At 63.4% G+C, this 21263-nt stretch carries 17 protein-coding genes; 11 read left to right on the top strand and 6 right to left on the bottom strand.

Features of this window, described 5'->3' with window-relative positions; genetic code table 11:
• Positions 1 to 20 precede the first annotated feature (20 nt).
• A complete protein-coding gene (locus RUH75_RS07255; protein ID WP_313803702.1) occupies positions 21 to 1520 on the bottom strand; it encodes an FAD-binding oxidoreductase in 1500 nt (499 codons plus the stop codon).
• A 114-nt stretch (positions 1521 to 1634) separates the two neighbouring features.
• Here RUH75_RS07255 and RUH75_RS07260 point away from each other — a divergent pair, with 114 nt between their 5' ends.
• From RUH75_RS07260 to RUH75_RS07275, 4 genes are all read left to right on the top strand, one after another.
• On the top strand, positions 1635 to 2021 hold the full coding sequence (locus RUH75_RS07260; RefSeq protein ID WP_313803704.1) for a c-type cytochrome: 387 nt from the start codon (positions 1635 to 1637) through the stop codon (positions 2019 to 2021).
• 69 nt (positions 2022 to 2090) lie between these two features.
• Positions 2091 to 2852: a c-type cytochrome gene (locus tag RUH75_RS07265; protein WP_313803707.1), complete on the top strand. Its 762-nt coding sequence runs from the start codon at positions 2091 to 2093 to the stop codon at positions 2850 to 2852.
• A gap of 50 nt (positions 2853 to 2902) precedes the next feature.
• Entirely contained in the window at positions 2903 to 3769 is an 867-nt protein-coding gene (locus tag RUH75_RS07270) for a peptidylprolyl isomerase (protein WP_313803709.1), read from the top strand.
• On the top strand, positions 3766 to 4986 hold the full coding sequence (locus tag RUH75_RS07275) for a HupE/UreJ family protein (RefSeq protein ID WP_313803711.1): 1221 nt from the start codon (positions 3766 to 3768) through the stop codon (positions 4984 to 4986). The genes RUH75_RS07270 and RUH75_RS07275 overlap by 4 nt, the downstream gene beginning before the upstream one ends.
• 35 nt (positions 4987 to 5021) lie before the next feature.
• Here the strand turns inward: RUH75_RS07275 and RUH75_RS07280 are convergent, their stop codons facing one another.
• Complete coding sequence (locus RUH75_RS07280; RefSeq protein ID WP_313803713.1) at positions 5022 to 5942, bottom strand: MBL fold metallo-hydrolase; 921 nt, start codon at positions 5940 to 5942, stop codon at positions 5022 to 5024.
• 392 nt (positions 5943 to 6334) lie between these two features.
• On the opposite strand from RUH75_RS07280, the gene RUH75_RS07285 reads away from it, so the two are divergent.
• Positions 6335 to 9181 carry a TonB-dependent receptor domain-containing protein gene (locus tag RUH75_RS07285; protein ID WP_313803716.1) on the top strand — a complete coding sequence of 949 codons (2847 nt, stop codon included), beginning with the start codon at positions 6335 to 6337 and terminating at the stop codon, positions 9179 to 9181.
• Positions 9182 to 9536: 355 nt separating this feature from the next.
• Here RUH75_RS07285 and RUH75_RS07290 read toward each other — a convergent pair whose 3' ends face one another.
• Positions 9537 to 10283, bottom strand: coding sequence for a nuclear transport factor 2 family protein (locus tag RUH75_RS07290; protein WP_313803719.1), 747 nt, complete (start codon positions 10281 to 10283; stop codon positions 9537 to 9539).
• Between the two features lie 178 nt (positions 10284 to 10461).
• On the opposite strand from RUH75_RS07290, the gene RUH75_RS07295 reads away from it, so the two are divergent.
• Positions 10462 to 10995, top strand: coding sequence for a PepSY-associated TM helix domain-containing protein (locus RUH75_RS07295; RefSeq protein WP_313803721.1), 534 nt, complete (start codon positions 10462 to 10464; stop codon positions 10993 to 10995).
• Between the two features lie 416 nt (positions 10996 to 11411).
• Complete coding sequence (locus RUH75_RS07300; protein ID WP_313803724.1) at positions 11412 to 14012, top strand: TonB-dependent receptor; 2601 nt, start codon at positions 11412 to 11414, stop codon at positions 14010 to 14012.
• Positions 14013 to 14065: 53 nt separating this feature from the next.
• On the opposite strand, the gene RUH75_RS07305 is transcribed toward RUH75_RS07300, so the two are convergent.
• Together RUH75_RS07305 and RUH75_RS07310 are read right to left on the bottom strand one after the other, a co-directional pair.
• Positions 14066 to 16048, bottom strand: a complete 1983-nt coding sequence (locus RUH75_RS07305; RefSeq protein WP_409592334.1) for a TonB-dependent receptor — start codon at positions 16046 to 16048, stop codon at positions 14066 to 14068.
• Positions 16049 to 16261: 213 nt separating this feature from the next.
• Positions 16262 to 17053 (bottom strand): hypothetical protein, encoded by a 792-nt coding sequence (locus tag RUH75_RS07310; protein WP_313803730.1) that lies wholly within the window; start codon positions 17051 to 17053, stop codon positions 16262 to 16264.
• A gap of 257 nt (positions 17054 to 17310) precedes the next feature.
• Here RUH75_RS07310 and RUH75_RS07315 point away from each other — a divergent pair, with 257 nt between their 5' ends.
• From RUH75_RS07315 to RUH75_RS07330, 4 genes are all read left to right on the top strand, one after another.
• Positions 17311 to 18084: a nuclear transport factor 2 family protein gene (locus tag RUH75_RS07315; protein ID WP_313803733.1), complete on the top strand. Its 774-nt coding sequence runs from the start codon at positions 17311 to 17313 to the stop codon at positions 18082 to 18084.
• A 162-nt stretch (positions 18085 to 18246) separates the two neighbouring features.
• Entirely contained in the window at positions 18247 to 18624 is a 378-nt protein-coding gene (locus RUH75_RS07320; protein ID WP_313803736.1) for a DUF6152 family protein, read from the top strand.
• A 24-nt stretch (positions 18625 to 18648) separates the two neighbouring features.
• Positions 18649 to 19473 (top strand): hypothetical protein, encoded by an 825-nt coding sequence (locus RUH75_RS07325; RefSeq protein ID WP_313803739.1) that lies wholly within the window; start codon positions 18649 to 18651, stop codon positions 19471 to 19473.
• A complete protein-coding gene (locus RUH75_RS07330; protein WP_313803742.1) occupies positions 19457 to 20161 on the top strand; it encodes a hypothetical protein in 705 nt (234 codons plus the stop codon). The genes RUH75_RS07325 and RUH75_RS07330 overlap by 17 nt, the downstream gene beginning before the upstream one ends.
• Before the next feature lie 47 nt (positions 20162 to 20208).
• Here RUH75_RS07330 and RUH75_RS07335 read toward each other — a convergent pair whose 3' ends face one another.
• Positions 20209 to 21165, bottom strand: coding sequence for an alpha/beta hydrolase (locus RUH75_RS07335; protein WP_313803745.1), 957 nt, complete (start codon positions 21163 to 21165; stop codon positions 20209 to 20211).
• Positions 21166 to 21263 lie beyond the last annotated feature (98 nt).

The raw sequence follows: 21263 nt of genomic DNA on the forward strand, positions 1-21263 counted from the left end.
TCGTCAACTTGCCCTAAACGCTACATCGGCATGGGTTTTCCCAAAAATCCTTCAAAACGACCCTCGGGATCATAGCGTATCCGCAGCTTTTCCAGCTTTGCATAGGCTTCCTCGGAGAAATAGCGCTGTGGGTGGTGGAGCATATTTTCATCGTTCATCTGGCCACCGAGGGACAGGTCGTCCAACTCCTTCATACGTGCCGGCGGCCAGGCCTCCATTGCCTCGTCATCCTTCGGGTCGGTCCAGAGTGTATAGGTGCCGACATAGATCGGTCCCTGCATCGACAGAGCCATATCCTTTGGGAAAGGCTTTATCGGTCCCCAGGCGAACCAGAATGTATGGGTATGCGGTGTCGGCAGATCCAGAAACACCTTGCGCAGTCTTGGCACCAGCTTTTCCGTCGGCGCATCGGTATAGAAATTATCAGCGGCAAATCGAAATCCCGCGGGATCGGCCTTGAATCCGCTCTGATATCGTTCTTCCAAAGTCGTGGATGCCCTTTCAACCTTGAACTGCGCCCTGTCGATCACCGGACAGCTTTTGAGGATATCGAGCGCCTTGTCGGCTTCCGCTTCGTCATCTGTGATGACCAGCGCTGCCATCGAGATTCGGGTCGGCACCTTCTCGCCCGTTTCACGGCTGTTCGCGGTCGAGGACATGACGAATTCCATATGAGGCGGGATTTGCGGCACGACGTTGCAGGCCCATGTCATCAATTCGTCGAAGACTTCGGCGGCATTGTCCCAGCCATAGGCGCTGCCCTTCCATACCTTGGGCCGGGCATGGGCCTGCAACTGCATTCGCGTGATGACACCGAAGAAGCCGGCGCCGCCGCCGCGCGCCGCCCACCAATAATCACTGTTCTGCGTCGCATCGGCGCGGATCAGATCGCCATCGGCGGTCACGACGTCGATTGCCAGTACATGGCGCGCGCCATTGCCCCACAGCCGACTGTTCCAGCCGAAGCCGCCATTCATGCAGAAGCCGCCAATGCCGGGCGAGGGATGATGGGCAGTGGGGATGAGCAGGCCCAGCGGTTCCAACTGGGCGTTGATTGCGGAGCCGATGACGCCGGGATTGGTCCACAGCGTCTTGCTGGCCTCGTCAATCTCCACCGTCTGCATCCGCGACATGTCGACAAGAAGGCAGTTGTCGCGAATATGGGCGGAGGACCAACTGTGGCCGCCCGACCGGGTGGTGACCTTCAGTCCCTGCGCCTTGGCGAATTTGACGGCGGCGACCACATCCTTGTCGCTTTGCGCCTGGACGACGACCTGCGGATAGCGTTTGGGCTTGTTGGCGCGATAGGCGGTTGCGCCGCGCGCGCTCTCATAGGCTTCGTCGCCGCGCCAATAGACCGGGCCCTCCACCGCATCGTTCAACTGCTGCCTGGTACTCTGCGAAATCGCCTTGCCCTTTCCATCGCACGCCGTCAGCAGCCCAGCCGCGCCCGCCGCGATTCCCCCGGCTGCCATTCCGCGCAACAATGCACGGCGGTGCAGTCCCTTGCCTGAAGTCATTCACCCATCTCCTGAAATGTCTAAAATTCGCATAGACGATAATTTATTGGACGGAAAGAGGGTGATTGGCTAAGCACCGGCCGATTGCATGACAGGCGGATAAGGGAGTGGAGAATGTCCAAGGGTTCAGGCTTGGTCCTGCTGTCGGTGCTGGCCCTGCTGTCGGCTTGCGGGTCCGGTCGGCCGCCGGTGGAGGAACGCGGCGCGGAAAGACCGGATCGCGATCTTTTTCTGGCGATGAATCGGATGCTGGTGGCGCATGGCTGCTCCAATTGCCATGCCGCCGACTATGCGCGGGTTGGTCCGGCGATGCGAGATGTCGCCACCGTGTATGAAAAGGCGACCGATGCCGATCGGCAGCGGCTGCGCGATGCGATCCTTCACGGTACCAAGGGACGCTGGGGCATGGCGATCATGCCTGCGCAGCAGCAGGTGACAGCTGAGCAGGCCAGCGCGATCGTCGATCAAATCTTGACGCCGAAGGCGGTGACGGCGCCCTGACGCCGCGCAGGGGAAGGGCGGCAAATGAATGACGGGGATAATGACCATCTTCGACAGGGAGAGAGGCTTATGCCGCGCAGGCTGTTCTGGCCTGGCACGCTGCTGCTGTTAGCGGCCGTCGCGCTGATCCTCCTCGTCCTCCATGCCGGGCGGGACCGGAGCCTGCGCAACGCGGTCATGCAGGCCGATCCGGAAACTGTGTTGAACATGCCAGCGCTGGCGCCGGCCACTCTGGCACGGGGGCAAGTGGTGTTCGCGGCCCATTGCGTCACCTGCCACGGCCTGGCCGGCAAGGGCGTGGCGGCAAAAGGCGCGCCGGACCTGACCGACGAGGATCATCTCTACGGGTCGGGCCTGGTGGCGGAGATCGAGCAGATCGTGCTCCATGGCATCCGGTCGGGCGACGCCAGGGGCTGGCACCTTGCCTCTATGCCCGCTTATGGTCGCGCCAAGCCCTATGCAATGGAACCGATCCCGCCGCTGCGGCCGCAGGAGATTCAGGATATGGCAGCCTATCTTCGTTCCTTTCAGGGCGACTGGGCGGACAAGGCCGCGGTCGAGCGGGGTAAGGCGCTCTATGTCGGGAAAGCGGGCTGTTTCGATTGCCATGCCCAGGATGGCAGCGGCGACAGCGCGGTCGGCGCGCCCAATCTGGTCGACGGCGTCTGGCTGTATGGCGACGGATCGGCGGCGACGATCGCCGACAGCATCGCCAATGGCCATGCCGGCTCCAGCCCCGCTTTTGCGAAAAGCCTGTCTGCATTCGATGCGCGGGCCGTATCTCTCTATGTCGCCAGCCTGGGCGACGCCTCGACCCGAAAGACGCTCTGATGATGCACGGCAATCCTTCCAAGTGCTCCAAAGCCGACGACATCTGGTCGATGGGTCGGCCCGGCGCGCGCCGGTCGCTGCTGCTGTGCGGCGCGGGCGCGATCGTCGGGCTGATTATCGCTGGGTTCGGCCTGTTCACGGCGGACGGCACGCGCACATCGATCGTCCCGGCGGAGGATGTCGCGCTGGTCAACCAGGTGCCGATCCTGATGAGCGACTATGCCGCGCAGCTGCGCGCGCTTTACGATGTGTCGCTCAGTCAGGCGACGATGCGGCAGAAACGGCAGGTGCTGGACGACATGATACGCGAGGAACTCTACGTTCAGCGCGGCGTGGAACTGGGCATGCAGGCGGACACGATAGAGGTCAGGCAGGCGCTGGTGGGCGCGGTCGAGGCGCAGGCGGCGGCGGACGCGACCATGGCGGTGCCCGATGAAAGCGCGCTGCATGCCTATTATGAGAAGAACCGCGCCCGCTATGCCGATGAGGGGCAGATGGCGCTGGACGATTATGTCCAGCCCGTTTCGGCCGCTGGACGGGCGGCCGCGGCGGCGGCTGACCTGCGGCTATCGGGCACCGCGCCCGCCGTGTTAGCGCGCCATGGCCTGCGGCGCAGCGCGATCATGACCGACGGGGAGGAGTTCATCTTCGCCGCCCGGTTGCACCTTGGCGAGCGGCTGTTCGCGGTCGCGAGCAGGATGAAGGATGGCGAGGTGTCCGAACCCGTGCCGCTGCCCGATGGCATCCATATTCTGGTGATGCGGCATCATATCGCGCCGCCGCCCCGCCCGTTTGCGGTGGTGCGCGATCGGGTGCTCCAGGACTTCGTCACCGATCAGGCCAAGACGCTGACGGCGGGCAACGAACGCTTCCTGCGGAAGCGCGCCGACATATCGCTTCAAAAGGGCTATGAATGATGCTGCCCCGCGCGCCGCTGTTCCTTCTGTCGGCGCTCCTGTCCGTGCTGCTGTCGGCCCTGCTGCTGGCGACGCCTGTTGCAGCCCATACCCGCAGCGAATCGCACAGCGCCTGGACGCTGGATGGGCGGCTGGTACATATGAGCTTCAGCGTGGCCGACACGGAAGCGCGGCGTACCGATGGCGGGCGGATTCCCGATGACCGCCGGCTGCTGACTTATCTGAACGCGCATGTCGGCGCGATGGCGGACGGCAAGGCCTGTCCAAAGACTGCGCCGGCGCGCATGATCGCCGCCGCCGCTGGCTTCCGCCGGGCGGAATTTCAATATGCCTGCCCCTCGACGCAGGACATGAAGATTTTTTCCACCGCCTTTTTCGAGCTGGTTCCGACGCATATCCATTTCGCCCAGATCCAGCGGCCGGATGGTGAATTTGTCGAACAGTTGATCGACGCCGGCGCGCCTGCCATCGATCTCGACGGCGCTGGCGGAAACAGCCTGACCAATGCCGGTTTTCTGCGCTTTGTCGAGATGGGGGTGATGCACATCTTCACCGGCCTCGATCATATGGCGTTCCTGCTGGGGCTGGTGCTGATTTCGCGGCGGCTGCGCGATCTGATCTTCGTGGTGACAGGCTTCACCATCGGGCACAGCCTGACATTGGGGCTGGCGGTGACGGGCATCATCCGTCCCCATGCCGAGTATATCGACGCGCTGGTGGCACTGACCATAGCGCTGGTCGGGACGGAAAATATCGCGATTGCGGCGCGGCGGCCAGGCATGGTGGCGCTATGGACGGGCGGGACACTGGCGTTGATGGCGGTGTTGCGGCTGGTGGGGATCGGACTGTTGCCGCCTCTGTTGCTGATCGGGGCCGCGATCTTTTCGACCAACTATCTGATGGTGTCCGGCCATTTGCGCGACGCGGGACGGCTGCGCATGGTGGTGACGCTGGTGTTCGGGCTGATCCATGGTTTTGGCTTTGCCGCCGACCTTCTGGAAAGCCGCCTGCCGCCGGAAAAGCTGGCGCAGATATTGGTCGGCTTCAATCTGGGCGTGGAAGTGGGGCAGATCAGCATCGTGCTGCTGGTAAGCGTGATCGCCGCCGCGCTGGTACGAATGCGGCTGGCGCTGTCCCGGCCGCTGGTCGTGGACGTGATCGCCTCGCTGCTGGTAGCGATTGGCACCTATTGGTTCGTCAGCCGCAGTTTCGTTTGAGGGGGGAAGGGGAGGCGTGGCCTCCCCACCCGGTTTCAGCTACCGAGCCCCGTCTTCAGTGCCACGTAAAGCGTGCCGATGAACGCGTCCGCATTGTCCGGGCCGCCCGGATGGACCGACCTGTCATTGGCCAGTAATTTGGCGTCGATCACCTCCTGCTTGCTCTTGCCTTGCGCGATCAGCGCCCTCACCTTGATCCGTACATCCTCCAGCATGGCGACATAGGCGGTCAGTTCCGCCTTGTCAGTGAGGCCGCCATGGCCCGCCACCACTTTCGTCCGATCATCGATCATCGCCAGCGCCTGATGATAGACTTTGAGGTTGCCATCATAGGTGCCGCATTTGCAGCCGGTCTGCGCGTCATAGACCGGATATTCATGGCTGTGATGCAGGTCGCCCAGCACCAGCACATTCTGGCGCGGGAAGAAGACCATCGCGTCGCCGTCCATGTGCGAGGGCTGCACCGGAATGAAGCGCAGGCTTTCACCCGCTATGCTGATCGTGGTGGGCTTTGCATAGGTGATGGTGGGCCAGCCCGCCCTGTCGATCGGCGGCGATGTCTCGCCCTTCATATTGGTGGAAGGTTCCGCAATCCGTTTCGCCGCCGCAGGGGTGGCGATGATCTTCGCGCCCAGCCCGGCAAAGGTCGCGTTACCCCCCGTATGGTCGCGATGGGCATGGGTATTGACGACATATCGGATTGGCTTGTCGGTGATCTTGCGGACCGCCTCAGCCAGCCTGTCGGGGTTGAAGAAGAGGGAGTCGATCAGGATCGCTTCCTTTGCCCCGACCGCGAGTACGGCGTTGGAGCCGGCACTCAGCTGATAGAGACTGCTGCTGATTTGCACCGTCTGGATCCGGGTTTGAAAGGGATTGCCCGGCTGCGCCCCTGCCGGCGCCGTGCCCAGCATCAGCGCTGTCACGGCGAGCCATAATGGCCTATTCAATTGTCGCATCTTGCCTCCCATGGTTTCTGCCTGCCGGGTAGCACCCTGCTATGTCCGGATAGGTGGACCATGCGTCGGGTGGGGCGGTCCGGTCAATAATTATAGATGGTAATAATTTTTGAATAGGGCGTTTCAATATATGGAAACTGCCGATTTCCTTGGCACATCCGTCAATTGCATAGCTGCTATGGTCCAGTTCAAATTAACAAAGAAGATAATTTATATTTCCGTACTCCGCCTTTTCGCCTAGAAGGCACCTCAACAGCGTTCCGCGTTCGGCATCGGATGAAGAGAAGCGCGAATGAGAAGGATCTATGGGAACAGGCGCTTTTTCAGCGCCGTTCGGCAGGGCGTCCCTCACCTCGTCTCAAAACTATTTCAGGGTTTCACAGGGGAGGACCATGTCCTTGCAATTTACCGCCTCTTTATCTGCGGGCGTTTCCGCTCTCGCCATCATGCTGGCCGCGCCGGCCGTCGCTCAGGACAGCGCCGTGCCGCAACCGGCCGAGCAGAGCGCGGCCGACGCGCCCGCCAATGCGTCCGACATCATCGTCACCGGCACGCGCCTTCAGAACAGCACCTTCACCGCGCCGACGCCGGTTCAGGTGCTGACCGCCGAAACCGTGCAGCAGCGCGCGCCCAGCAATATCGCGGATGTGGTCAACGAACTGCCCGCCTTCCGCGTGAGCCGCAGCAGCAAGGGCAGCGGCCGCGTTGCTGACCAGCAACTCGGCGTGCAGGCCCTGTTGGACATGCGCGGACTGGGTGCGGAGCGGACGCTGGTGCTGGTTAACGGCAAGCGGCATGTCGGCACCAATTTCCGCGGCACGCTGGATACAAGTCTGATTCCTGTCGGCCTGATTGATCGCGTCGACGTGGTGACTGGTGGCGCCTCTGCCGCTTATGGTTCGGATGCGGTGGCGGGCGTCACCAACTTCGTCCTGCGCAACAAGATGGAGGGCATCACCGCCAGTATCCAGAGCAGCATCACCAAATATGGCGACGGGGGTGAAGTCGCGGGCAATTTCGCGGCGGGCACGGGCTTTGCCGATGGGCGCGGCCATGTGATCGTCGGCTTCGACTTTTCCGACAGCCGGGGCGTCGGCAATATCTATACGCGCCCCTATGGCCGGACGGAGCCGGGCATCGTGTCGCCGGGCGGCACGGGCAATGCCTATAGCCTGTTCAAGGAAGGTGTCGAATATGGCAGCTTCGCGCCGACGGGCCTGATCACCAACAATTATGGCACCGCCGCAAACCCGATCTATTACAGCTTCGACGCCAGCGGCAATCCGGTTCGATTTGATCGGGGCACGATCTACAGCAGCTATATGACCGGCAGCGACGACAATTACGGTTACAGCCCCTATGGCGCGTTCCAGTTGCAGAATCCGAACAGTCGTCAGGTCGCCTATGGGCGGGTGGAATTCGAAGCAACCGACGCCATCAGGGTTTTTGCCGAGGCCAATTACGGTCATAGCAAGATGCCGCGCACGGTGACGTCTTTCACCACATCGACCTTCACCATTGCGACCAGCAATCCGATGGTGCCCGCTTCGCTGCTGGCGTTGTTGCCGGCGGGGACGACCAGCTTCACTCTGGGCCGGGTCAATACCGACTTCGGCAATAATGAAAGCTGGCAGTCCAACGAGACGAAGCGCGGGCTGGTCGGCGCGGAAGGCGATATTTTCGGCGGCTGGCATTGGGACGCCTATTATCAATATGGCCGCACGCATCAGAGCTTCGGATCTTCGGGTCTGCCGACCGCCGCGCTCAAATATGCGGTCAATAATTGCAGCCTGACGGGTCTGACCGCTGCCGAGCGGACGGCGATCTCCGTCTATGAGAGCTTCAACAGCAAGAGTTGCGTGCCATTCAATCCCTTCGGCACCAACCGGAACAGCCAGGCTGCGATCGACTATGTGACGCAGGATCAGGAACAGGACAGCTATATCACGCAGCAGGTCGCGGCGATCAACCTGTCGGGTTCGCCCTTCTCGCTATGGGCGGGCGATGTGTCGCTGGCCGTGGGCGCGGAATGGCGCAAGGACAAGCTGCGCGTGGTCGCTGCGCAGCCGGTCGCCAACCTCTATGCCTTTGGCAACTACACCAATTTCGGTGGCCAGAACACGGTGAAGGAGGCCTATGCCGAACTCGGCGTGCCGTTGCTGAAGGATGTGGGCTTTGCCAGGTCGCTCGATCTGAACGGCGCCGTCCGTCGCACCGATTACGAGCTGAGCGGCCCGGTCACGACCTGGAAGGTTGGCGGGACCTGGGAACCGGTCGACTGGCTGCGGCTGCGCATCACCCGGTCGCATGACATTCGCGCGCCCAACCTCAACGACCTTTATTTCGTGGGTGGCGGCACGACCAGCACGGGATTGCTCAACACCATTCCCAACGGCACGGTCGGGGCGAATGGCACGATCAACACCGGCTATGGTCTGCGCGGCGATACGACCGTGCAGGGCACCGGCAATCCGGACCTGAAGCCCGAAACCGCCGAAACGTTGACGGCGGGCGCGGTGTTCAGCCTGGGCAAGTTCCGGGCGGCGGTCGACTGGTATCGGATCAAGCTGGAAGGCGCGATCGCGCGGCTGAATTCGACCCAGACGCTGGCGGAATGCGCCGCGGGCAACGGTCTTGCCTGTTCGGCGATCACCTTCGACGGCAGTTCGGCCTCCGGCATTTCGCTCTTGCGGAACCAGTCCTACAATATCAACGCGATCAAGGTGGAGGGCGTCGACGGCGAAATCTCCTACCACTTCCCGATCGGCAAGCTGCCGGGCGAGTTTTCGATCCGGGCGCTGGTCAATTATGCGATCGATTATACGCAGGTGACGTTGACGGGCGCGACCCAGCTTGCGGGAACGGCGCTGGCATCGCCGCGCTGGACGGGCAATGTGACGCTGGGTTATGACACCGACAGGTTCAGCGCCGGCCTTCAGTTCCGGGGTTTCAGTGGCGTGGTCTATGATCCGACGTTGCAGGGACCGGATGATGCAGGTTACAGCACGACGACGGGCACGACCAGCATCAACCAGAACTGGTTCGACGGTCGGGTCTATGCGAACTTGTCGATGAGCTACAAGATCACGGACAATTTCCAGATATTTGGCGTGGTCAACAATCTGCTGAACAGCAAGCCACCCAAATATGCGATCATTGCGATGACGACGGGTTCGCGGTCGCTGAACTATGACCTGATCGGACAGGAATATAAGGTCGGGGCGCGAGTTCGTTTCTGATAATGTCGAAGACTGTCACGAAGAAGGCCCGGGGCGTGAAATCCCCGGGTCTTTTTGTGGGTGTTGGATGCTTTGGGTGACAAAGGTGACACGATAGAGGCGCGGACACGCGCGGGTTCGGGCGAAATTTCCTATTGCGGTTTTACGGTTCAAAGATCGGCTTGGGCTTTACGCTCGTTGGGGTGCTGTAGGACAGGGAAATCTTTTGGGGCGGGATGGGCCATTGGCTGACATCAAAACCGTCATCCCAGCGAAGGCTGGGGCCTCGTGAGGCTGGGTCGTGCCCGACCGCCTGAGATCCCAGCCTTCGCTGGGATCACGATTATAACGTCCACTTCCCACCCCAAAGTGGAAGCTAATAGGCGTCCGCAGGGTCGAAGCTCTGATAGGGCACGGGCGGCTTCAACGGCTGGACCGGCGGCGCGCCCAGGCCGTTATAGCGCCACTTTTGTTCCGTGCCCGCCGGAGGCAATCCCGCCATGGCGGCCGGACGCGGGGCTGGTTGGGCGGGCCTGGCGGCGGGGTTGTCGCTGTTTGCGCCGCCGCTTTTTTTGCCAGCCGAGGATTGCCGGACCATTTGCGACCAGGCATCGCCATAGGGCGCCTTCCACACCGGCAGGACGCGCATATGCCAGATTTTCCAGCCCTGCGGGGTCTTCTTGAAGTCCACCGCATAGCGGACCCAGGCCCAGTTCGCCATCGTATCGCCGTCGCCCACGTCGATGCCGGGGGAATCCCACACGCCCTTGGCCGTCTGGCCATCGCCCGCCACCTCGATGATCGGGGCAAGGAAGCTGTGCTGGTGCATCACCCCGTCCTTCAGCGGTTCGGCGGCGCGGCGGCGGAAATAGTCGCGAACCGCCGGGCCCTCCATGGTGGTGGGCACATTCTGGCGGACGTCCGGTTCGTCCAGCGCGAACATGTCGCCGATCGCAAGCCACTGGTTGGCGATGACATAGAGGGAATAGCGGCCCATGATATTGTTGATCTGAAGCGCTTCAGCAGCCTTTTCGACATTGCTGAGCGCCTTGGCGGCGGCGGGGGCCGGGGCCAGTGGCATGGCCAGCAGCGTGGCGGCCATGAGAAGGCTTTTTGCTTTCATCGTCTCCCATTCCTGTTCTCGGGCTGCTTGGACTGGCGGCACCCGGCGAAAGAGTATCGCATCGACCGAATGAGGCCATAATATTTAACGCATAGGTGAATATCCTTTTCCGGCCGGTCGGAATGGCTATAGTCCGGCCCAAATGATCAGCGACCCAAGCGGATAGGAAGGAAAGCCTTTGGTCGACAATCGTACATGGCATCGCTGGATCGCGATGCCGCTGGTGCTTTTCTTCGTCGTCATCGCGGGGACGGGCGTGGCGCTTCAGGCGGACATGTGGCTGGAGGGGAAATCGCCCCCCGGATCGGAAAAAGCGCCGCCGCCCGCGCCCGGCTATTCCGCCGAGGCCGCGCGGGCCGCCGTGGCGAAGGCGCTGGCGATGGTCGCTGCGGCGCATCCCGGCGCGGCGCTCAGCGGCGTCAGCCTGGATCGCAAAGGCCAGATCGTCACCGTCAATCTGGCCGAGAGCAGGCCGGTACGCATTGATATCACGACGGGCGCCCTGCTGCCGCCGATGCCGCCACAGGAAAAGGGCTGGCATTATGTTCTTCAGGACATCCATGCCGGCTATTTCGCGGGGACGGTGGGGCGGGTCGTCAGCGCGCTGGCGGGGCTGGGCATGCTGGTGCTGAGCGCGACGGGGCTGTTCGTCTATCTCAATCTGTTCCGCCGTCGTTTCCGCATGGGGCGGAAGAATCCGTTCTGGCGGTGAGCTTCAGTTCGACGCGTTACAGTTGTCGCTGCGTTCCGGGCTGCCGCGGCCAGGACGTGTGGGGATTTGGCTTGGAAAGGCAGAATTGGGTGGATGGCGGACGGGCCGCTTCCTTGAAGCGCACCGTGTTCCTGCGCAGGCAGGAACCCAGTCCCGCCCTCACTTCGTCCTGGCAACATCTGAACTGGGCTCCTGCCTGCGCAGGAGCACGTCGCGCTGAATGTCCACACATGGCCAATATTGATCATCAGGCCCATGACCTACCCGTTCCATTCTCATAGCTGCTATGACGATGACGTGACTATTGCTCATTGTTTCTGCCGTTAGGCTTCCCGGCAACGACGAAGATCGTAAGGGGGGGAAACAAAGCGCGGGATCATCGCGTCTTCTCCCCATCAGAGGAGAGGGAGAAGTTGATGCGGAAAGTTCATGCCGGTATTGCGTCCGGTGCATTGGCGCTGGCGTTGATGATGTCGGGCGGGGCCTGGGCCCAGTCCCCCGATACGCCGGCGGATGGCGGCAATGCAGCCAGTCAGGATGACGACCGGCGCGTCTCCCTCCATGATATCGTCGTGACGGCGCAGAAGATGCGCTCCTCGCTTCAGAAGACGATCGGGTCGATTGCCGCGATCGACGGCGACCGCGCCGCAAAGGAAGGAAAGGGCACGCTGAACGAAATCCTGCGCGATACGGCGGGGGTTCAGTTGATGGGCACGGGCGCTTCGGGCCAGGGCTTTTTCGTGTCCATTCGCGGCGTCGGCTTTGCCCCGGTCTTCGGGCAGGATTCGCCGGTCACGGTCAGCCTGAACGGCGTGTTCCAGCAGCGGGCCCAGTCGACCCGCGCGCTCTTTTACGACATTGCCCGCGTCGAAGTGGTGCGCGGGCCGGACTCGACGCTGAACGGGCGTAATGCGGAGGGTGGATCGGTCACGGTGATCGCCAATGATCCGTCGCATAAATTCGAGGCGTCGGGCACGCTGGAGGCAGGGAATTACGACCTGTTCGCGGGGCAGGCGATGGTCAATATCCCGATCGGCCAGACGCTGGCCCTGCGCGCGGCGGTATCGGGCGAGCGGCGCGATGGCTATCTGTCGAACGGCGGCAGCGACAGCCATGTGCTGGGCGGGCGCGTCCGGGCGCTGTGGGAACCGAGCAGCGATTTCAAGGTCATCCTGACCGCCGACTATGCCAGGCAGACGGGCCTTGGCCAGCAGCAATCGGCCAGCGGTTTGATCGACCTGACCGGCGCGGTGCACTTCCCCAACGGCTATTGGACTTCGGCCAATCCTTCGACCGGGTTCCGCCATTTCAACAATGGCAATTATTATGCCGATATCACGGCCAATCTGGGCTTTGCCGAGCTGTATATTCAGCCGACCTATAATCGGTCGCGCTATAATCTGGAATCCAACACCTTCAGCCTGCTGACCTACCAGACGCGGCTGTCGCAGGCGCTGGCCTCGGGGCATGCCAATGCGAACGGGATCGCGAGCGCATTGGCCTCCACCAATGGCAAGGAGGTGTCGCGGCAGGACCAGAAAACGCTGGAGGTCCGCCTGTCTTCGCCTGCATCATCGCCGGTCAAATGGCTGGTCGGCGGCTATTTCCTCGACAATAAGGAGGATACCAGCGTCAACATGCAGACAGGAACCGGCTATACCACGGCGGCCCGCACCACGACGCTGAGCGCGACGGCGGTGCCCGCGACCGCCGTGGTCGATCCGGGCATTGCGCCGCCTGCCTTCTACAGCGAGGTCAGCCCGCATCGCGAGGTGCGCGACTATGCCGGCTTCGCGCAGGTCACCGTGCCGCTGACCGAACGGCTGCGCGTGATCGCGGGCGGGCGCTACACGCGGGAGCGCAAGCTGCGTAATGAGCAGGTCGGCAATATCTGCGTTGCGAACAGCATCCAGACCAGCACCTGCGCGACGTCGGGCAGCGGGGCGCTGAACGGGACGCGGATCAACACGACGCTTTTCTATCTGCTGGACAATGGCGTTGCGGGCACGACGACCAATAATGGCGAATGGTCGGCGACCAATACGGGCGGTAATCGCGTCTATTTTTCGGTTCCGGAGGGGCGCGCGGTGTTCGAGCGGGCCGATTATAAATTGTCGCTGCAATATGATGTCAGCCCGACGTCCAACGTCTATGGTCTGGTGTCGTCGGGCTTCAAGAGTGGCGGCTTCATCAATCTGCCACCGGCGAGCAGCGGGTTGCTCAATCCCGGTTTCCGCAACACCTTCGATCCGGAAAGCCTGACCTCCTTCGAGATCGGCATGAAGAATGATCTGCTCGACCGGAAATGGCGACTGAATGTCAGCGCCTTCGTCTACGATTATCGCGACTATCAGTTCAGCTATGCCGCGCAGGTGTTCAATCCCAATGCGACCCTGGGTTATACGACGCGGAAGGTTGATCCGGACTTCACCACCACCATCACCGCCAATGCGGCCCGGGCGCGCAGTTTCGGCGGCGAAGTGGAAAGCACGCTGATCCTGTCGGATCATGACCGCTTCACGATGAACATCTCCTATCTGCACGCGCGTTTCCGCAAGGTGAATCTGGCGGGCGGCACGGCGGCGACGGTGACCTTCGGGGACTCGCTCAAGGGCTTCGCGCTGCCACGCTCGCCCAGCTGGACCATCATTCCGGGTTATTCGCATGTGTTCGACGTGGGCAAGGCGGGGACGTTGGTGGCATCGGTCGACGGGCATTTCGAGACGGAGAGCAACCTTGCCATCCCCTCCAACGCCGCCGCTCTGGCCGCCGGATATTATGAGCAGCCGTCCTTCATGAAGGTGAATGCATCGCTGGCCTTCAACCCGGCCAAGGGGAATTGGGGGATCACCGCCTATGTCCGCAACATCGGCAATGTCGGCACGCTCCAGAGCATCACCGTGCCGACCGCCTATACCAACACGGTACCGGTGTTCGGGGCGCTCAACCAGACCAATATCGGGTTCGAGGCCGCCGATCCGCGCACTTATGGCGTGACGGTGACGGCGCGTTTCTGATCGGACTTCCTGCCTGCACGCCCTTGCCCCATCGGCAAGGGCGCGTCTTTTCGTCAGAACAGATATTTGACGCCGACGCGGACGGTGCGGGGTTCCACCACGCGGCTCAGGCGGCCCTCTACCGGAGCGCTGTCGAAGGTGGGGATGTAGGATTCGTAATAATAGGCGATGTCCTTGTCCCGGCTGTTGAAGATGTTGAGCAGTTCTCCGAAGATTTCGACATTCTTGCTCTTCCAGGCGGCGCGGCTGTTGACCACGGTGCTGCCCTTGTCGCGCACGCTATTGTCCTCGACCAGTGGCGAGGGGCCGAGATGGCGCATGCGCAGGCTGGCCTCCCATGGTCCCGCGACCACCGAAGCGCCGAGCGCGGCGGCATTTTCAAAGGCGTTGGGGATGCGGTCGCCATTGTCGTAGCGGGCGCGGGTGGCGGTGTAATTGCCGTCGATCGCCAGCCAGGGGAAGGGCCGCCAGAAACCGACCAGCTCATAGCCGCGCCGGCGGCTGGCGCCTGAAGGCTCGACCGCGTTGGAATCGCCCACGAAGCGCAGTTCGCTGCCGACGTTCAGCCAGAAATATGTCGCGGTCAGGCTGAAGCTGCCATGCTGGAAGCGCGCGCCCAGTTCCTTGCCGGTGCCGCGCACCAGCAGCGGGACCGGCGTGGCCGTATTGACCGCGCCGCGCGCATCGTTGGAATGAAAGCCCCGGCCCCAATTCGCGTAGAATTCGAGGGCGGGCAGGGGGGAATAGGCCGCCGAGATTTTGGGCGAGAGGATGGTGTCGGTCGCGTTGCCCTGCCCCAAAGCGGTGGCGGCGGCGTTGCGGGCGCGGACGTCGACATGATAGACATCGCCGCGCAGCCCGCCGATCATGCGCAGGCTCGGCAGGGGGCGGACGGTTGCCTCGGCATAGAGCGCCGCCGACGCTTCGGTCAGGGAATAGGTGCCGAGTTCGCTCACCAGCACGCGCCGGTCGGTCTGGTCGACGCCGCCCTTGCCCACATCGTCGATCCGGTTTTCGGTGCCGATGGCGAAATCGAGCAGCGGCGAGAGCGTCCATTGCTTCTCGCCCTTCAGCCCATAGACCTGCCGCCGGTCGAACTGGCGGATCTGGGCGCTGGCGCCGGTGGCGTCGGCATAGGTGGGGTTGGAGTACATCGACCAGTCATAATGCTGCATAGTGGCATTGATGTGCCAGTCCGGCCCGGTCAGCCGGACATTGCCGACGATGCGGGTGGTTTGCCCGGTCGCGCTGGGATCGGGCGAGCAGAAGACGTCGGCGCAGACGGACGAGCCGATGATGCGTTCGGGAATCTGCTCGGTCGGCCGCCAGGTGCCGCGATAGCCGTGCAGCGTGATGTCGAGATCGCCCAGGGACGTGGCGCGTGAATAGCGGGCGAAACCGGCATAATGGCGCAGATGCTCCGGTTCCTCCCATGGTCCATCATAGATTTTGAACTGCGCCGCCAGCGTCAGCTCGCCGCTGTTGGCGTCGCCGATCGTGCCGCCCGCCGCCAGTCGCCGCGCGCCATAGGAACCGATCTCCGCCGACAGCCAGGGCCGGTCGAAGCGGGCGATGCTGGTCATATAGGCCGCGCCCGCCAGCGCGAAGTCGCCGCCATCGGCGCGATAGGGTCCCTTGCGGAAATTCTCGCTCTGGATGATCTCCGGGATCAGGCCGTTGAGGTCGAGATAGCCTTGGCCATGACCGTGCGAGCGGAAATTCATCTGCACGTCATCGATATAGGTGGTGAAGTCCGACCCATGGTCGAGATTGAAGCCGCGCAGGAAATATTGATTGGCCTTGCCCGATCCCGAATGCTGGGCGGCGACCATGCCGGGCACCGCCTCCAGCAGTTCAGCGACGCGCAGCAGTGGGCGGACCAGCAGGTCGGCGCCGGACACGCTGCCCTCGCTGGCGGCGTGGGAGACGCCGATCTTCGCTTCGCCCCGGCCGAAGACGATGATGTGCGATGCCTCCATATCGTCGACAGCCGCGCTCTCGGTTGTGGCGGTATCTTCGGCCGCATGGGCCAGCATCGGGGCGAGGCCGATGGCCAGCCCGTAAATCAGATGATCCCCGATCCGGCGCCTTATGCCTTTGTGTCGCACCGTCATTCCCCTTCTTCTGTCCTTGCTGTGGACGGCGGCATGAAGAAGCGGAAAGACGGGGCCAAGTAATGAACGGTAGCAGGATGTACGGGTTGCGCTGTAACCCGCTGTAACATGACGGAGTTCGGCGGATTTTGATGGTCAATAGGGACGGGTGGCGAGCGCCGTCCGCTCCGCGTCGCAGTCGGCGGGCGGGGGAGCGGGGGCGGTTCGGGAAAGGGCGCCGATCTCGGCCCTCGCCTTCTGAAGATCGGCGGCGAAGGCGCTGTCCGACCGGCTGCGTGCCAGCATCGCGGCGGCAAGGTCGCGGCCGCCGGTCACTTCGCTGGCGGAGGCAAAGCCGCACAGCGCGGCGCTCTCGCCATAGGCGCGGCCTCGGGCCAGCAGCGCGTCGGTGCGGTCGGGCAGCGCTTCGGAAAGGATCAGCGCCACGGTCCAGCCCCAGGCGGACTGGATCAGCGGGGTGCCGGTCGCGGTCCTGAGCGCCTTGTCGGCAAGGCAGACCGGTCCCTTGTCACGCTGGAACGGGCGGAGGCTGGCGGCGTCGGCACGCTCCCGCGTCACATTGATCAGGTCGGTGCGGTAGCGGGACAGCAGGGCCACCAGCGCAGGCGCGTTATCGTTGGTCAGGCCGATCCCGGCGGCGCAGCTGAATGCCTTCAATATGCCCCTGCCGGAATCATTGACCGCCATGGTCCAGCGGGGCGATCCTTCCGACTGGCTTCGGTCGCGGAAGGTCGCGCGGTCTGCCTTGTCCTGCACACCGTCCTTTGCCACCGGCGGGGCCACTGTGGCGCGGTCCACGCCCGGCGCCGGCAGATAGGCGCGATATTCGGGCGGTAGCGCAGGGCCGGACCCGGGCGCCTGCGCGGTGGAAGGCCTGCCCGCGATCAGGGCGGCGCTCGTCAGGATCAGGGCAAGGGAAAGACGCATTTTCATCTCCATCTTCATTCCTTCTCTCCCTAGACAGGATGGGGATGGCTGTTGCGGCCATGGCGACGTCTTTCAGCTATGCGTTTTTGGGCAAGACATGGAGGAAAGGCCCTCTATTTTCATACAACAATCTGAAATCGCGTGGAAATATTGGAATTTCAGGACCGGTCGCGCGATGCCTTGCGCTTTTGCGTGGGCGGGCATTGCGGTTTAGGGGCAAGGGCACGGGTCAAAAGCCGTGCGAAGGAGAGCGAATGATGCGGACGGGATTTATCGGCAGGATAGGGATGGCCACCGCCGGGATGGTGGTAACGGTGGCGGGATTGGCCTGCGCACCGGCGCAGGCGTCGCCCGCTTCCTGCCCTCTGCCTGCGGCGGACCGGATCGTGGCGCTCAACGACATCCAGAATCTGATGGGCCGTTACAATCATCAGGGCACGATGAAGGGGGAGGGCACACTGGCCGACCTGTTCGCCCTCAGGACCGAGGGCGTGAGCTGGAAAACGCCCGGCGGTCCGGTCGGCATCGCGGCGATGAAGGCGCGCTTCGCCGATCCGGATGAAGTGCAGGCGCCCGGCATCCTCCACATGCATTCCATGCTGTCCCCGGTGATCGAGGTCGCGGGCGACGGCGAGACGGCGAAGGGCGTCTGGGACAGTTTCGGCGCCAGCGTCAACGGGCCGGACGATGTCGGCGGCTGGCTGGCGGTCAAATATGGCGTGGACTTCGTGAAGGAGGATGGGGTGTGGAAGATCTGGCATCTTCAGGTCTATCCCTTTTACTCCACCAAATATGACAAGAGCATCACCCAGACGGCGAAGGAAAGGGCCGCGCGTCCGCCCCAGCCGATGGTCGCGGGTCAGACCGGCCGCGACGTGCCGCGCGCCGCAGGGCCGAACGGCGCGCCGCCCGCTGCGCGTCCGGGCTATGTGATGCCCGCCAGTGTCTGGCATTATGACGGCAAGTCGACGCCGCAGGGCCCGTTCATTCCGGTTCCCTATTGCCACTTCGATCCCGCTACCTCTTATTGAGGAAATCGTCTTGCCGCCGGGCACGTTTCCTGCCCTTTTCAGGGGATTGGACATGGGCATGGCAAATAGCTGAAATACCCCCGCGCCGATAGCCTGGGCCGGGGAAACGGATGAAAGATGAGCGCAGGCGCCCCGAAGCCCGGCGCAAAGGAGAGGTGGAAGATGAAGTTCCCGTTTCGCGTTGCCCTGATGCTGGTTGCAGCGGCGGTTCCCGCCGTCGGCATCGCGCATCATTCGGCGGCGGCGTTCGACCGGTCGAAGCCCATTGTCGTGGCTGGCACCATGAAGAAATTCCAGTGGGCCAACCCGCACACCTGGATCGACCTGACCGTGCCGGACGGCAAGGGCGGCACCCAGAACTGGCGTCTGGAGGGGCCGTCGGTGTCGATCCTTGCCCGTAACGGGTGGAAGAAGGATTCGATCAGGCCCGGCGAGAAGATCCGCCTGCTGGTCGCGCCCAACCGGGACGGCAGCAATGGGGGCGAGTTCCTGACCGTCAAGAAGGCGGACGGATCGGTCCTGAAGTTCGGCATCGTCTGAGCATATAGATTAGGGAGAAGGATGATGGGGTTGCGAGCAGCCCGCGCCGTCTGGCGCGCCGGCCTGTTGACGGGCCTGGCGGCGGGCGGATTTCTGGCGGCATCGCCGGGGATCGGTCAGGTCGGACAGGCGACGGACGAGGATTTTCAGGAAGCGCCGCCGCAATTTCGCGAGGCGTTGAGCGGCGGCCGGATCAAGCCGGATGAGAGCGAGCTCACCCGGCAGAATGTACAGGGCGTGCCGCCCAGCGCCGATCCGCGCGATTTCAACGGCATGTATAATTTCCTGCGCAAGCCGCGTGCCGGCGGGCCGGGTGGTGGTCCCGGTGGAGCGCCCGGCGGTGCCGGCGGTCCGCCGCCCATGCCGCGCCCTGCCGCTGCGGGTGGCGCGCCTGCCGGTGGTGGGCGCCAGCCCAATATCGGTTCGCGCGCCTGCCAGTTCGCCTTCCCCGGCCTGACCAGCTATTCGACCACGATCGTGATGAATGACCGGTCTGTGATCTTCCTGATGGAGGAAAATCATGCGCTGCGCTGGGCGCGCTTTACCGACAGGCATCAGGCGAATTTCACGCCGACCTACAGCGGTGATTCCATTGCGAAGTGGGAGGGCAACACGCTGGTCGTCGACACGGAGGGCGTGAAGGTCGAAGGACAGGCAGCCACCGACCATTATGTCGAGAAATTCGCCAAGCTGCCCGATGGCAATATTGCGATCGACCGGTTCAGGGTCGACGCATCCGGCGCATTGACGCCGGCCGAACAGGTGACGCTGCGCTGGCGGCCGGACCTGCATTATGTCGAGGATATTTGTGAAGATCTGGGTGAGGCCTTCGGTGTCAACTATCAGTGAAAATTTGCGTGGCGCCGCGAAAAAAGCGCTGATCGTCGCCCTGCTGGCGGGTGCCGGCATGGCTTCGGCCCAGAATGCAGCGCCCTCTCTGGAAGGGGTATGGCTGGCGCAGGGCGATGGCCTGTTGCGCCCGGTGGATGGCAAGGCGCCACCGCTGAAGCCTGCCGCCGCCAGGGCCTATCAGGCTGTCCGCGCCAAATATCTGGCGGGCGATGCGAAGGTCGATCCGGCGAAGCGCTGCAAGCCGCCGGGCGAACCGCGGCTGATGATCGACCCGGCGGTGCCGTTCGAGATCGTCACGACCAAGCCGCGCATCCTGTTCCTCTATCAATGGAACCGGCTGGTGCGGATGGTGGAGATGGGCGCCCCGCGCGAGGTGATCGGGCCGACCTATTTCGGGCAGAATGCAGGCAGTTGGGATGGCGAGACGCTGGTGGTGGATGTGCAGGCGCTGCACGACAGCGCAGCGCTCGACAAATCCGGGCTGCCGCATGGCGAAAACGCGCATCTGACCCAGCGCTTCAAGGCGGTGGGCGACAGGCAGATGGAAGTCACCATCCATGTCGATGATCCGGAGGTGTATACCAGGCCCTGGGACGCGAAAATCCTGTTTGTCCGGCAGCCGGAGGGCACGCGGATCAAGGAGGATATCTGTCTGGAGCGCGAAGGCCTGCTCGGCAAGATCTGAACCGGGGGAAGGCCCCGCCCGATCATAAGGGCGGGGCCTTTTTCGCGTCAGCCGCCGCGTCGCTTGAGAAAATCGATCAGCGTCGCGTTGAAGGCGCGGGGCTGTTCCCAATAGGCCGAATGGCCTGCGCCATGGATGATTGCCATTTCGCTGCCCCTCGTGCGGGCATGGAACTCCGCGAGGAGCGGCGGTGGGGTGAAGAGGTCCGCGTCGCCTGTCATCCAGAGGATCGGCATGGGCAGGGCGGCGACGTCGCTCCATTGGGTGCGGGGGCCATTGCGCTGGCCAGCGGCGGGGGGCGGACCCATGGGCGCGGCGCGCGCCTTATGCTCCAGCGCCAGCCATTGAGCCACGCCTTCGGGATTGGCGGCGCGATAGCAGGGGCCAAGTTCGCGCAGCTCGGCGGGAAGCTTGTCGAAGGGCGCGGGGCGCAGCGCGACGCTACGGGCGCTGTAGGCGGGGTCCGCGATATTGCCGATGGAGCAGGCGATGGCCAGCGTCCGCACCCGATGCGGCCGGGCCACCGCATAATCCAGCATCACGCCGCCGCCCGCCGCCGATCCCAGTGCGTGGAAGCGGTCGATTTTGAGCGTGTCGGCCAGCCGGTCGATATCGTCGCTGGCGCCGCTGTTCGGCCCGGCCTGTTCCACCACGGTGCCATAATGACCGCGCCGCGACCAGGCCACGACACGATAGCCTGCCGCGACCAGCGCCGCTTCCTGATAGGCCCAGATCAGCGCGCTGCCCGTGCCCGGATGGGCGAGCAGGATGGCAGGTCCCTTGCCGCCGCTGTCGCGATGGAAAAGTCGCGCGCCGGGCACATCGACAAGTCCCTCCCGCATCTCGATCGGCGGCGGCAGGGGTTGAGGCACGGCCAGTTCCGGCGCAGCTTCGCGGAGGCGAGGCGCTGCGGGTGCTGCGCTGCTCCATGCCGGAATGGCGAGTGACAGGCCCGCCAGCGTCATGGCCTGTCGGCGGTTGATCGAAGAGTCGTCCTTCGCCATTGGCATCCTTTCCCTTTCATTTGGAAAGGACTGTCGGGGTTCGCCCGGTGGCGGTCAACGCCAGAGCCGCTATGCGAATTTCGACATGGCATATTTGG

This window comes from Sphingobium sp. (genome assembly GCF_032153725.1).
Lineage (GTDB): Bacteria > Pseudomonadota > Alphaproteobacteria > Sphingomonadales > Sphingomonadaceae > Sphingobium.

Bases quoted from the DNA above. Each gene is read 5' to 3' on its own strand.
- RUH75_RS07255 (WP_313803702.1), bottom strand. From the start codon at position 1,520: ATGACTTCAGGCAAGGGACTGCACCGCCGTGCATTGTTGCGCGGAATG.
- RUH75_RS07260 (WP_313803704.1), top strand. From the start codon at position 1,635: ATGTCCAAGGGTTCAGGCTTGGTCCTGCTGTCGGTGCTGGCCCTGCTG.
- RUH75_RS07265 (WP_313803707.1), top strand. From the start codon at position 2,091: ATGCCGCGCAGGCTGTTCTGGCCTGGCACGCTGCTGCTGTTAGCGGCC.
- RUH75_RS07270 (WP_313803709.1), top strand. From the start codon at position 2,903: ATGGGTCGGCCCGGCGCGCGCCGGTCGCTGCTGCTGTGCGGCGCGGGC.
- RUH75_RS07275 (WP_313803711.1), top strand. From the start codon at position 3,766: ATGATGCTGCCCCGCGCGCCGCTGTTCCTTCTGTCGGCGCTCCTGTCC.
- RUH75_RS07280 (WP_313803713.1), bottom strand. From the start codon at position 5,942: ATGCGACAATTGAATAGGCCATTATGGCTCGCCGTGACAGCGCTGATG.
- RUH75_RS07285 (WP_313803716.1), top strand. From the start codon at position 6,335: ATGTCCTTGCAATTTACCGCCTCTTTATCTGCGGGCGTTTCCGCTCTC.
- RUH75_RS07290 (WP_313803719.1), bottom strand. From the start codon at position 10,283: ATGAAAGCAAAAAGCCTTCTCATGGCCGCCACGCTGCTGGCCATGCCA.
- RUH75_RS07300 (WP_313803724.1), top strand. From the start codon at position 11,412: ATGCGGAAAGTTCATGCCGGTATTGCGTCCGGTGCATTGGCGCTGGCG.
- RUH75_RS07305 (WP_409592334.1), bottom strand. From the start codon at position 16,048: ATGCTGGCCCATGCGGCCGAAGATACCGCCACAACCGAGAGCGCGGCT.
- RUH75_RS07310 (WP_313803730.1), bottom strand. From the start codon at position 17,053: ATGCGTCTTTCCCTTGCCCTGATCCTGACGAGCGCCGCCCTGATCGCG.
- RUH75_RS07315 (WP_313803733.1), top strand. From the start codon at position 17,311: ATGCGGACGGGATTTATCGGCAGGATAGGGATGGCCACCGCCGGGATG.
- RUH75_RS07320 (WP_313803736.1), top strand. From the start codon at position 18,247: ATGAAGTTCCCGTTTCGCGTTGCCCTGATGCTGGTTGCAGCGGCGGTT.
- RUH75_RS07325 (WP_313803739.1), top strand. From the start codon at position 18,649: ATGGGGTTGCGAGCAGCCCGCGCCGTCTGGCGCGCCGGCCTGTTGACG.
- RUH75_RS07335 (WP_313803745.1), bottom strand. From the start codon at position 21,165: ATGGCGAAGGACGACTCTTCGATCAACCGCCGACAGGCCATGACGCTG.